Raw genomic sequence first — 12,649 nt, 5'->3', positions numbered from 1 at the left:
TAAGCAGAAGGAGTGAGGTCGTGACCAATCCTTTCGAAGACCCCGAAGCGGAATACCTCGTACTGATCAATGAGGAGAAGCAGTATTCGCTCTGGCCGAAGTTCGCCGAGGTGCCGGCGGGCTGGACCGTCGCTCACCGGAGCGACCGCGCCTCGTGCATCGAGTACATCAACTCGACCTGGACGGAAATGCGGCCGTACAGCCTGGTCCAGCAGATGAGTGCGACGGCGTGAGCGTTCTCCTCTCCGACGACCTCCAGTTCCTGCCCAGGCAGACGACCGGAACGGTGAAGTGCATGACTCATACGAACGCATCCATGTTCGACGGGCTCGCCGTCGATCACGTCGAGTTCTACGTCCAGGACACAGCGGCGGCCGCCGAGCAGTTCATCGACGGCTACGGCTTCGAGATCTACGGAGCCTCCGGACCGGCGGAATCCGCCACGCCCGTACGGTCGGTGGCGCTCGGCAGGAACGAGATCCGGCTGGTGCTGACGTCGGCGCAGGGCGCCGACCACCCCGCGGCCGCCTACGTGGCGCAGCACGGTGACGGCGTGGCCAACATCGCACTGACGACCCCCAACGCCCGGGGAATGTTCGCCGAGGCGGTGCGCCGGGGCGCGGTGGCGGTGGCGGAGCCGGAGGAGCGGGACGGGGTGCTGACGGCCTCGATCAGAGGCTTCGGGGACGTGTTCCACACCTTCGTGCAGCGTCCGGGCGGCAGCGACGTGCGGGAGCTTCCGGGAATCTCCCCGGTTCCCGAGGCGGGCCCCCGGTTCGACAGCGGCCTGAACACGATCGACCACTTCGCCATCTGCCTCGAAGCCGGGCAGCTGGCACCCACCGTGGAGTTCTACGAGAACGTCCTGGACTTCCGGACGATCTTCGAAGAGCGCATCGTGGTGGGCAGCCAGGCCATGGACTCCAAGGTGGTCCAGAGCCGGTCCGGTGGTGTCACGCTCACCCTGATCGAACCCGACACCTCGCTGGAGCCCGGTCAGATCGACGGGTTCCTGAAGAACCACGACGGGGCCGGCGTCCAGCACATCGCCTTCACCGTGGACAGCATCGTGGAGTCCGTCGGCCTCATGAAGGCGCGGGGCGTGTCCTTCCTGAGCACACCTGCCGCCTACTACCGGCTGCTGGGCCTGGATCTGACGAAGTACTCGGTTTCCGAACTCAAGGAACTGGACGTCCTGGTCGACGAGGACCACGACGGCCAGCTGTTCCAGATCTTCACCAAGTCGGTCCACCCGCGCCGCACGCTGTTCATGGAGGTCATCGAGCGCATGGGCGCCCGTACCTTCGGGAGCGGGAACATCAAGGCGCTCTACGAAGCGGTCGAGCGTCAGCGGGCCGACGCAGAGGTCGGGACGTGACATGACCCATCAGCCCCTGTGCGTGGAGGACCTGCGACGGTCCGCCGCCGCACGCCTGGCGCCGGCGGTGTGGGACTTCATTTCCGGCGGCAGCGGAACCGAATCGACCCTGCAGGCCAACCGGGCGGCACTGGACGGCGTTTCGCTGGTGCCCCGGGTGCTGGCGGGCGTCAAGTCGGTCGACACCGGTGCGCAGTTGCCGGGCGGTCCGGCCGCGCTGCCCCTCGCGGTCGCACCGATGGCGTACCAGCGCCTGCTGCACCCGGAGGGCGAACTCGCCGCCGCGCAGGGTGCTCTGGCGGCGGGGGTGCCCTTCGTGGTCAGCACCATCAGCAGTCACTCGCTGGAGGAGATCGCCGCGGTCGGAGCGGACCTGTGGTTCCAGCTCTACTGGCTGCACGACCGCGGCCGGATGGCCGAGCTGATCCGCCGCGCCGAACAGGTCGGCTGCCGGGCCCTGATGGTGACCGTGGACGTCCCGATCATGGGACGCCGGCTGCGCGACCTGCGCAACGAGTTCACGCTCCCCTCCTGGATCCGCAGCGCCAACCTGGAGTCCGACGGCCCCTCCGCGGCACATGCGCGCCGGCCGGGCGAGTCGGCCGTGGCCGCCCACACGAAGATGGCCTTCGACCCGACCTTCGGCTGGTCCGACCTGGAATGGATCCGGGAGCAGACCCGGCTTCCCCTGGTGGTCAAGGGCATCCTCGATCCCCAGGACGCGGAACAGGCCGTACGGCTCGGGGCGGACGCCGTGGTGGTGTCCAACCACGGAGGCCGGCAGCTGGACGGCGCGCCGGCCAGCATCACCGCACTGCCCTGGGTGGCCGAAGCGGTGGACGGACAGTGCCAGGTCCTCATGGACAGCGGTGTCCGCAGCGGCACCGACATCCTGCGTGCTCTCGCGCTGGGCGCCGACGGGGTCCTGATCGGGCGCCCGGTGCTGTGGGGGCTGAGTGCGGCCGGGGCGCAGGGAGTCGCCCAGGTGTTCTCGATCCTGCGGACGGAACTCGAAGAGGCCCTCCTCCTGGCGGGCTGTGCCGATCTGGCCGCCGCACGCACCTTGCGCTCAATCATTTCCGGTTTGCGGGCCTGAGTACCGCTGTTTACGGCCTGGACGCCCTCCGGTGCCATCGAAGGAGAAACGAAGTCATGTCTGAGAAGAACGACCATCAGTTCGATGTCGTCGTCGTAGGTGGTGGTCCGGGCGGTTCCACCGCATCCACCCTGATGGCCATGCAGGGGCACCGTGTCCTGCTCCTGGAGAAGGAGGAGTTCCCCCGGTACCAGATCGGAGAGTCCCTGCTGCCCTCCACGGTGCACGGCATCTGCAAGCTCCTCGGCGTCTCGGAGGAGCTGGAGAAGGCCGCGTTCATGCCCAAGCGCGGCGGCACCTTCCGGTGGGGGAGCAGCCCCGAGCCCTGGACGTTCTCCTTCTCCGTCTCAGAGACCTTCTCGGGCCCGACCTCGCTGGCTTACCAGGTCGAGCGGATGAAGTTCGACCAGATCCTCCTGGACAACGCGCGCTCCAAGGGCGTCGAGGTCCGCGAGAAGAGCTCCGTGGTCGACGTCATCGAGGAGGACGGCGTCATCCGCGGCGTGCGGTACGCCGACGCCGACGGGGTGCGCCACGAGGTGCGCAGCCGCTTCGTCGTGGACGCCTCCGGCAACAAGAGCCGCATCCACACCAAGATCGGCGGCACCCGCCACTACTCGGAGTTCTTCCAGAACATCGCCCTCTTCGGCTACTTCGAAGGCGGCAAGCGCCTCCCGGCACCCAACTCCGGCAACATCCTCTGCGCCGCCTTCGACGACGGCTGGTTCTGGTACATCCCGCTCACCGACGAGCTCACCAGCGTCGGCGCGGTACTGCGGCGCGAGGCGCTGGAGCGCGTGCAGGGCGACAAGGAGAAGGCTCTGATGAGCCTGATCGACGAGTGCCCGCTCATCGCGGAGCACCTGTCCGAGGCGCGCCGGGTGGAGAGCGGCCCCTACGGCGAGATCCGGATCCGCAAGGACTACTCGTACATCCAGGAGAAGTTCTGGCGCCCCGGCATGGTCCTGGTGGGCGACGCGGCGTGCTTCATCGACCCGGTTTTCTCCTCCGGCGTGCACCTCGCCACCTACAGCGGCCTGCTGGCCGCGCGCTCCATCAACTCTGTCCTGGGCGGGGACTTCGAGGAGGAGAAGGTCTTCGAGGAGTACGAGGCGCGCTACCGCAACGAGTACGCGCTCTTCCACGACTTCCTGGTGGCGTTCTACGACATGCACCGGGACGAGGACTCGTACTTCTGGACCGCCAAGAAGGTCATGAACAGCTCCTCGTCCGGACTCGAGTCCTTCGTCGAACTGGTCGGCGGCGGCGCCTCGCGCGAGAGCGGGCTGGTCAACGCCGGCTCCTACGCCGAGCAGCACGAGTCCACCTTCCGGGAGTTCTCCGACCTGGTCGACGAGCCGGCCGGCGAGAGCGGAACGGACCGCGATCTCTTCGACTCGACGCTCGTGCAGTCCGTCCTGGAGGAGGGCGCCAAGATCCAGGTCCACGCCGCGCTGGGAGAGGTCCTCGACGACGAGGACCCGATCCGCGAGGGCGGGCTCGTGCCGTCCGCCGACGGAATGCGCTGGGCCCACCCCAGCTACTGACCTAAAGGCTACGGGGGTAGCGGTGATACGAACCATGGCCGTGGTCGGCACGGGCCTGATCGGCACCTCGATCGGCCTGGCGGTGAGCCGGCACGGCGTACGAGTGCATTTGCTCGACAAGGACGAGGCGGCTGCCCGCACGGCCGCCGCCCTGGGAGCGGGCGTGCTGGGCGCTCCGGACGAGTCGGCCGACCTGGCGGTGATCGCCGTACCGCCGGGCGCGGTGGGCGCCGTGCTCGCCAGGATGCAGGCCCGAGGGCTGGCCCGGACCTACACCGACGTGGCGAGTGTGAAGGCGCAGACGGCCCGGGACATCTGGAAGTCGGGCGGTACGTCGGCCAGTTACGTGGGCGGGCATCCGCTGGCCGGCCGCGAGCGCGGCGGACCGCTCGCCGCTCGCGCGGATCTGTTCGAGGACCGGCCCTGGGTCCTGACTCCGTCGGAGACGACGTCCCAGGACGCGGTGAACCGGGTGTTCGAGATGATCGCGCTGTGCGGGGCGATCCCCGCGATCATGGGCGACCGCGCCCACGACGACGCGGTGGCGCTGGCCTCGCACGCCCCGCACGTGGTGGCCAGCCTGATGGCCGCGCGGCTGGAGCACGGCTCGCGGGCCTCGTTCCGGCTCGCGGGGCAGGCACTGCGCGACGTGACGCGGATGGCGGTCCGGGACACCGAGCTGTGGAACGACATCCTGCAGGCCAACGCACCGGCCGTCGCCGGAGTGCTGCGGGAGCTCAGGGACGACCTGACGACCCTGATGGCCACGCTCGACGACCTGTCCACCGCACCGCTGGACACCCGGGGCCAGACCCTGGAACCGATGGTCGATCTGCTGAACAGGGGCGCTGCCGGACTGGCGGCGATCCAGGAGCGGCAGGTCGCGGACCGGCAGACGTACGTGCAGGTTCCGGTCCCCGAGGGGCCCGGACAGCTGGTCCGCCTGCTGGACGTGCTGAGGACGCTCCAGGTGGAGCAGGAGGACGCCGTACCGCGGTACTCGGCGGAGGAAGACACCCTCTCCCTCGTGTTCGAGGTCCCGGCCCTGCGGGCCGGCCAGATCGTACGGGAGCTGGGCGGAGCCGGCTGGAACGCCGAATCCGTCAGCGCGGACCAGGTGTCCGTCGCACGGAACGCGGCAGGCCGCGCAGCTGATCAATTCCACGTGGCGTAGGCCCATTTCGGAACAGAGGAAAAGAGGACAGTGAATGAACACATACGACGACACCATTGCTAACCCTCTTCGCGTGGCCATCATCGGCACGGGAAACATCGGCTGCGACCTGCTGCTCAAGGTCATCGCCTCGCCCTATCTGCGCTGCGACATGTTCGCCGGGCGGCGCACCACCTCGCCGGGCATAGAGCTCGCCGAGAACCGCGGGGTTCCGACGTCCGCCGACGGAATCGACGCCATCGCCGCGATCGCGGACCGGATCGACCTGGTCTTCGACGCGACGTCGGCCGCGGACGCGATCCACAACTACAAGGTGCTCGAAGCCCTCGGCATTCCGGTCGTCGACCTCACGCCGGCCCACCTCGGCAGGTTCTGCGTTCCGGCGCTGAACCTCGAGGAGTGCCTCACCGAGCCGAACGTGAGCATGGTGTCCTGCGGCGGACAGGCCGCGGTGCCCATCGCGCACTGCTTCAGCGAGGCCTCCGAGAACGGCCTGGGCTACCTCGAGATCGCCACCGCGAGCTCGTCGCAGAGCGTCGGCCCCGCGACGCGGGCGAACATCGACGAATACGCCTTCACCACCCAGAAGGCGACACACGAATTCAGCCGGGTGGAAACCGCAAGGACGATCCTCATCATCAATCCGGCAGAGCCGGGAATCGTCATGAGGAACACCATCGCGGTCCCGGCCTCCGAAAACATCGACATGGAGGCGCTGCGCGTCTCGGTCGGCCTCATGGAGAAGCGGATCAATTCCTATGTACCTGGGTATCGCGTTGTCGTTCCGCCGGTTGCGACGGGCGATCGCATCATGGTGACCATCGAAGTGGAAGGACTCGGTGACTGGCTCCCGCGCTACGCCGGGAATCTGGACGTCATCACCTGCGCGGCAGTGGCTGTCGCCGAGGGCCGAGCGGAGGCACGTCGATGAGGACCCCTGACGAGCGCCGGCTCGAAATCTGTGACACGACCCTGCGCGACGGAAACCACGCCGTGGCGCATCAGCTGGGCCGTGCGGACATCGTCTCCTACGCCAAGGCCGCCGAGCTGGCGGGCGCCGACCTCCTGGAGGTCGGGCACGGCAATGGACTCGGCGCCTCGTCCATCCAGGTCGGACGTGCCGCGCTGAGCGACACCGAGATGCTCACCGCCGCCCGCGACCAGCTGAAGAACACGCGCCTCGGCGTCCTGTCCATCCCCGGGTTCGCGACCGTCGAACGCGATCTGAAGCCCGCACTGGACTGCGGAGTCGACGAGGTCCGCGTCGGTGCGCACTGCTCGGAAGCGGACGTGACCCGCCAGCAGATCACCATGCTGAGTTCGATGGGCGTCACCGTCAAAGGCCTGCTGCTGATGAGCCACATGGCGTCGACCAAGACGCTCATCGAGCAGGCGCGGCTCATGCAGGGGTACGGAGCGAACGCGGTCGTCCTGATGGACTCGGCCGGTGCGTACACCCCGGCCACGGTCGCCGAAAAGGTCGGCGCGCTCGTCGAGGCACTCGACATCGAGATCGGCTTCCACGGCCACAACAACCTCGGCCTCTCGGTGACGAACAGCATGGCCGCCATCAAGGCCGGCGCGACCATCGTGGACGTCACGGCGCGCGGCTTCGGCGCGGGCGCCGGCAACGCGCCGCTCGAACTGGTCGCCGCGAACCTCCACTTGGAGCAGATCGACACCAAGCTCCAGCTGTTCGCGGCCCTCGATGCGGGCGATCTCGCGGAATCCACCTTCGTCAAGCGCGTTCCGACGAACGACAGCGTGACCATCACCAGCGGAATCGCCGGTGTCTTCTCCGGATTCGCCGGCCCCACGCGCCGCGCCGCCGAGCAGTTCCAGGTGGACCCGCGGGAAATCCTGATGGAGCTCGGCCGCAGGGGCGTCGTCGCCGGCCAAGAGGACTCGATCATCGAAGTGGCGATGGATCTCGCCGAGAAGAACTCTCTCTACGCCGTCATGTGACGGACGTGACGCACGTGACGCACGTGACGGACTTTCAGAAATCTGAGGAGCAAGAAATGACGTTGACGTTGGATTCCGCACGCGAAGTGGGAGCGGATTACGCGGCGGTCGCCGCACTGCTCCAGATCGCCGCCGAGATCGGCGTGGACCAGGTGCTGGACTCGGGCCGCACCTTCACCGTCGCCGAGCTGGCCGAGGTGACGGGTCTTTCCCAGCACCGCATCGGTGAATTCGTCCGCGCTCTGTCGTCCGCCGGACTGCTCGCCGCCGGGGACGGGGACGGCCTGTACCGCGCCTGCGAGGACTACGCGGACTGGCGGCACCAGGTCGGCTACCTGTCCTGGTCCCTGACCGCCAACAGCCCGTTGCTGCAGAACGCGCGCGCCTTCCTCTCCGAGGACGAGTCGGCCGCCGAGACCTACCAGCGTGACGGGCGCCGCGTAGCGGTCAGCTCGCGCTGGATCGGGGACCGCACCTTCTACCCGGCCGTCGTCGAGCGGGTCGTGGCCGCCGGCGCCAAGCACGTCGTCGACCTCGGCGCGGGCGCCGCCGGCCTGCTCATCGGCCTCCTCGCCCAGGACGAGGACCGGACCGGTGTCGCCCTGGACCTGAGCTCGGGGGCCTGCGCCGCCGCGCGGGAGGACGCGGTGCGCGCCGGGGTCGACGGCCGGCTCCGGGTCGTGGAGCGCTCGGTCGAGTCCCTGATCGAGGACCCCAGCCCGCTGGAGGGGGCCGACGTCATCCAGGCCTGCTTCGTGATGCACGACGTCCTGCAGGACGAGGCCGCCTTCGACGACGTGCTGCGCACCTGCCACAAGGCTCTGGCCCCCGGCGGCATCCTGGCCGTGGTCGACGCGGTCTCCTACGGACAGGAGGACCGCGAGCGCAAGTTCAGCGCCCTCTTCACCTACCTGCACTCGAACTTCATGGGCATCAACCTGCCCACCGAGGACCAGTGGGTGGAGAAGTTCCGCAGCGCAGGCTTCTCGGACGTCGAGGCCTCCTCCCAGGTCATGCCGGGCGGCCGGCTGTTCCTGGCGACCAAGTAGCCGGTCGCGCACCATGCTTCAGGAACCCCGAGCCGTTCACCAGCGCATAGCCGCCGAACTGTGGAACGCCAAGAAGGAACGCAAGCCGATACCGCCCATCTCGGCCCGGTATCCCGAGTTCACCGCACAGGACGCCTACGTCATCCAGCGCGCATTCCGCGAACTGGAACACGAGAACGGGGCGGTGCACGCCGGATACAAGATCGGCGCGACGAGCCTGGCCATTCAGGAGATGTTCGGAGTCGACGAACCGGATTTCGGCTTCCTGACCGAAGCCATGATCCTCGCCGACGGCGCCTGCCTCGATCCGGGACGGTTCATCTCGCCCAAGGTCGAAGGGGAGATCGCCTTCCGGATCGGCGCCGATCTCTCCGATCCCCGTACGACCGCTGCGGACGTACTGGACGCCACCATCGAGGTCTTCCCGGCCCTTGAGGTGCTCGACAGCCGCATCGAGAACTGGGACATCGCCTGGGTGGACACGGTCGCGGACAACGCCTCGTCGGCCATGGTCGTCGTGGGCGAGGCCGTTCCCTTCGACGGACGCGATCTCGCCGCCGAGACCATGGTCTTCGAGTCCGGTGACCGCGTGCTCACGGCGACCGGTGCGGCCGTGCTGGGGCATCCGGCGGAGTCCGTGGCATTCCTCGTGCGCCTGCTGGCCTCTTTCGGTGCGGGGATCGGCGCCGGCGACGTGGTCCTGGCCGGATCGCTGGCCGCAGCGGTCGATCTCACGGCAGGTTCCACCGTCCGGGCGTCGTTCGGGTCCCTGGGATCGGTGTCCCTTTCCGCATCAGACCCCGAAAGAGGGTGATTGACACATGCTTATTTCAAGTTCTGTTCGTTTCGCCGAGGATCCGTCGTTCGAGTCGGGTACGGCGTTGATCGGTGATTCCGTGCAGGCGGCTTTCGCCGCGCAGGCACTGCTGTCCCCGGACGCGGTGGCGGTGCGGTGCGCCGGACGGGAGCTCTCGTACCGGGAGTTGGACGAGCGATCGAACCGGCTGGCGCACCGGCTCGTGGGTCTGGGCGTGGCTCCCGAAGCTCCGGTCGCGGTGCTGATGGAACGTTCCGTGGACCTGGTGGTGTCGCTGCTGGCGGTGCTGAAGGCCGGTGCGTTCTACCTGCCGCTGCACAGCGGGTACCCGCTGGAGCGCATGCAGTGGATCGTCGACGAGACCTCCGCTCCGGTCCTCCTGGCCGACGCCGCGATGCGGGGGCGGGGCCTGCCCGACGCCCCTCAGCTCGTGGTGGTGGACCGGGACGCCGAGCTGCTCTCGCTGCCGGTGACCGACCCGGGTGTGGCCTGCCGGCCGGACCAGCTGGCCTACGTGATGTACACCTCGGGTTCGACAGGCCGCCCGAAGGGGGTCGCGGTCACCCACCGCGATGTCCTGGAGCTGGTGGTGGACGGCATGTTCGAGCGTCCTGGCGCGCACGAGCGGGTGCTGATGGTGGCTCCGTACGCCTTCGACCCCTCGACGTACGAGATGTGGGTGCCGCTCCTGCACGGCGGCCGGACCGTGGTCTCGCCGGAAGGCGACCTCAGCGTGGCCACGCTGTCACGGCTGATCGCGGAGGAGCAGATCACCGGCCTTCAGGTGACGGCGGGCCTGTTCCGCGTCATGGCCGAGGAGGACCCCGCCTGCTTCACCGGCGTACGGGAAGTCATCACCGGCGGCGACGTCATCTCCCCGACCGCGGTGCGCAGGGTGCTGGAGCACAGCCCCGACACCCTGGTCCGCTGCGCCTACGGGCCCACGGAGACGACCCTGTTCGCGACCCAGGCCCCCTGGACCGCGGGCGACGACGTGCCGGCGCCGGTGCCGATCGGGCGTCCGCTGGACGGCATGCGCGCCTACATCCTCGACGACGCCCTCTCCCTGCTCCCCGAGGGCGTGGCGGGGGAGCTGTACCTGGCGGGCACCGGTCTGGCCCGCGGCTACTACGGCCGCTCGGACCTGACCGCGGAACGCTTCGTCGCCGACCCCTTCGGCCCCGCCGGCAGCCGCATGTACCGCACCGGAGACCTCGCCCGCTGGTCGGGCGAGGGACTCCTCGACTTCGTCGGCCGCGCCGACGACCAGGTCAAGATCCGCGGGTTCCGCATCGAACTCGGCGAGATCGAAGCCGTCCTGGCCGGCTTCCCGGGACTGGCCCAGGTCGCCGTGGTGGCCCGGGAGGACCAGGACGGCGACAAGCGCCTGGTGGCCTACGTGGTCGCCCAGACCGGCCGGACCACGGTGTCCGCCGTGGATACAGCGGCCCTGCGCACCCACACGGTCGGCCTCCTGCCCGAGTACATGGTGCCCTCGGCCTTCCATGTCCTGGACCGGCTGCCGCTGACCAGCAACGGCAAGGTCGACTACCGGGCCCTGCCCGCCTCCGACCTGCCAGCGCCCGCCCCCGGAACCGGGCGCGGCCCGCGCACCCCGCGCGAGGAGATCCTCTGCGGCCTGTACGCGGAGATCCTGGGCGTGCCCACCGTCGGCATCGACGACAACTTCTTCGAGCTCGGCGGCCACTCCCTCCTCGCCACCCGCCTCATCAGCCGCATCCGGGCGATCCTGGGCGTGAGGCTCTCGATCCGCAGCCTGCTCAACACCCCGACCGTCGCCGCCCTGTCGAATCTGGGCCAGGCGGACAGCGAGGCGCAGGACAGCGGGCTGGAGCACGTGCTGAAACTGAGGCCGGTCGGCAGCCGTACGCCGCTGTTCTGCGTGCACCCCGGCGGCGGCATGGCCTGGTGCTACGCGGGGCTGCTGCGCTACGTACCGAAGGACCACCCGGTGTACGGGCTCCAGGCCAGCGGGCTGGCCGGGGACGAGCCGCCGGCCGCCGACATGGACCAGCTGATCGAGGACTACCTCGGCCGCATCCGGGCGATCCAGCCGTCGGGCCCGTACGCCCTCCTGGGCTGGTCCTTCGGCGGCAAGGTCGCCCACACCCTGGCCGCCCGCCTCCAGCAGGAGGGCGAGGAGGTGTCCCTGCTGGCCGTGCTCGACGCCGGCACCGGTGGGCACGCCAGCGAGGACAGCACGCGCACCCAGCGCGATCTCCTGGAACTCGCGTTCGACGGCATCGGCGCCTTCCACGCCGAGCCGGGTGACGAGCCGATCGGGATGCCGCGGATCCTCGACATCCTCAGGTCCCACGGCGGAACGCTCGCCAGCCTCGAGGAGCGGACCGTGGCCGCCCTCATCGACATCACCGCGAACAACCTGAGGATCAGCCGGGCGGCGGCCTCCGAGCAGTACGACGGGGACGTCCTCTTCTTCGAGGCGGCCGGGCCGGACGGTGCTTCCACCGGACTTTCCGAGGTCTGGGAGCCGTACGTGAGCGGCCGGATCGAGAACCACGTCACTCCGTTCACGCACATGCAGCTGATGAGTGCGGACGCACTCGCCGACATCGCTCCGGTCCTGGCGCGAGCACTGAAGAACACCGCAGATGGACCGGATGGGAAAAGGGGCCACTAATGTCCGACAATCCGAAGCCCAACAGGTCGGCGATGCACCGGGGGCAGGTGCTCCGGGTCGAATGGCTGACCCCGCACATGGTCAGGGTCGTGCTCGGCGGCGAGGGCCTGCAGGAGTTCGACGCAGGCCAGTACACCGATCACTACGTCAAGCTCGTCTTCCCCCTGGAGGACGTGCAGTACCCCGAGCCGTTCGACCTCGCGGCCGTCCGCAAGGAGTTCCCCAGGGAGCAGTGGCCCCGGACCCGTACGTACACCGTGCGCAGCTGGGACCCGGACACCGTCGAGCTGGCCGTGGACTTCGCCTGTCACGGGGACAACGGTCTGGCCGCCCGCTGGGCCGCGAACGCCCGACCCGGGGACGAGATCCACTTCGTCGGTCCCGGAGGCGGCTACGCGCCCTCCACCGAGGCCGATTGGCACCTGTTCGCCGGCGACGAGAGCGCCCTGCCCGCGATCGCGGCCTCCCTGGAGGCGCTGCCCGCGGGCGCGGTCGCCAAGGCGTTCATCGAGGTCGCCGGTCCGGACGAGGAACAGAAGATCGACACGCCGGCCGATGCCGACATCGTCTGGCTGCACCGCGGTGACGGCCAGATCGGCACGGCGCTCCACGAGGCCGTCTCCGCGGCGGACTTCCCGGCCGGCACGGTGCACGCCTTCGTCCACGGAGAGGCGCACTTCGTGAAGTCGCTGCGGCACCACCTCCGGGTGGAACGCGGCCTGCCACGCGAGCAGGTGTCCATCTCCGGCTACTGGCGACGCGGAGTGGACGAGGACGGCTGGCAGTCCACGAAGTCCGAGTGGAACCGCGACGTAGCGGACCCGACCCCGGCGTAACTCCCGGTCTTCTCCCGGGCATCCCGAATCCCTGAAAGAGAGTAATTGGCCATGCGTGCTGCAACTGCTGTTGATTTTGCCGAGTACCGGTCGTTCGAGTCGGGCACGACGTTGATCGGTGATTC

11 protein-coding genes are annotated in these 12,649 nt (G+C 69.0%); all 11 read left to right on the top strand.

The features are described 5' to 3' along the window. The first annotated feature begins 20 nt into the window (after positions 1-20). Positions 21-233 (top strand): MbtH family protein, encoded by a 213-nt coding sequence (locus OG898_RS07010; RefSeq protein ID WP_250742877.1) that lies wholly within the window; start codon positions 21-23, stop codon positions 231-233. Positions 234-295: 62 nt separating this feature from the next. Continuing rightward, entirely contained in the window at positions 296-1,378 is a 1,083-nt protein-coding gene (gene hppD / locus OG898_RS07005; protein ID WP_266955671.1) for a 4-hydroxyphenylpyruvate dioxygenase, read from the top strand. Position 1,379: 1 nt separating this feature from the next. Continuing rightward, positions 1,380-2,474, top strand: coding sequence for an alpha-hydroxy acid oxidase (locus OG898_RS07000; protein WP_250742876.1), 1,095 nt, complete (start codon positions 1,380-1,382; stop codon positions 2,472-2,474). Positions 2,475-2,530: 56 nt separating this feature from the next. Then, positions 2,531-4,021: a tryptophan 7-halogenase gene (locus OG898_RS06995; protein ID WP_250742875.1), complete on the top strand. Its 1,491-nt coding sequence runs from the start codon at positions 2,531-2,533 to the stop codon at positions 4,019-4,021. Positions 4,022-4,043: 22 nt separating this feature from the next. Continuing rightward, positions 4,044-5,195, top strand: coding sequence for a prephenate dehydrogenase (locus OG898_RS06990; RefSeq protein WP_266955668.1), 1,152 nt, complete (start codon positions 4,044-4,046; stop codon positions 5,193-5,195). Between the two features lie 34 nt (positions 5,196-5,229). After that, positions 5,230-6,126: an acetaldehyde dehydrogenase (acetylating) gene (locus OG898_RS06985; RefSeq protein WP_250742874.1), complete on the top strand. Its 897-nt coding sequence runs from the start codon at positions 5,230-5,232 to the stop codon at positions 6,124-6,126. Next, positions 6,123-7,160: a 4-hydroxy-2-oxovalerate aldolase gene (gene dmpG / locus OG898_RS06980; RefSeq protein ID WP_250742873.1), complete on the top strand. Its 1,038-nt coding sequence runs from the start codon at positions 6,123-6,125 to the stop codon at positions 7,158-7,160. Before OG898_RS06985 ends, dmpG begins: the two co-directional genes overlap by 4 nt. Before the next feature lie 56 nt (positions 7,161-7,216). Then, complete coding sequence (locus tag OG898_RS06975) at positions 7,217-8,209, top strand: cyclopropane-fatty-acyl-phospholipid synthase family protein (RefSeq protein WP_266955647.1); 993 nt, start codon at positions 7,217-7,219, stop codon at positions 8,207-8,209. Between the two features lie 13 nt (positions 8,210-8,222). After that, positions 8,223-9,023, top strand: a complete 801-nt coding sequence (locus OG898_RS06970) for a 2-keto-4-pentenoate hydratase (RefSeq protein ID WP_266955645.1) — start codon at positions 8,223-8,225, stop codon at positions 9,021-9,023. 82 nt (positions 9,024-9,105) lie between these two features. Beyond that, positions 9,106-11,688, top strand: coding sequence for an amino acid adenylation domain-containing protein (locus OG898_RS06965; protein WP_266955643.1), 2,583 nt, complete (start codon positions 9,106-9,108; stop codon positions 11,686-11,688). Continuing rightward, positions 11,688-12,524 carry a siderophore-interacting protein gene (locus OG898_RS06960; protein ID WP_266955641.1) on the top strand — a complete coding sequence of 279 codons (837 nt, stop codon included), beginning with the start codon at positions 11,688-11,690 and terminating at the stop codon, positions 12,522-12,524. Before OG898_RS06965 ends, OG898_RS06960 begins: the two co-directional genes overlap by 1 nt. The last annotated feature ends 125 nt before the right edge of the window (positions 12,525-12,649 follow it).

Origin of the sequence: Streptomyces sp. NBC_00193 (genome assembly GCF_026342735.1) — a bacterium.
Taxonomy (GTDB): Bacteria; Actinomycetota; Actinomycetes; order Streptomycetales; family Streptomycetaceae; genus Streptomyces; species Streptomyces stoeckheimensis.
This window is presented reverse-complemented; position numbering and strand designations above follow the sequence as displayed.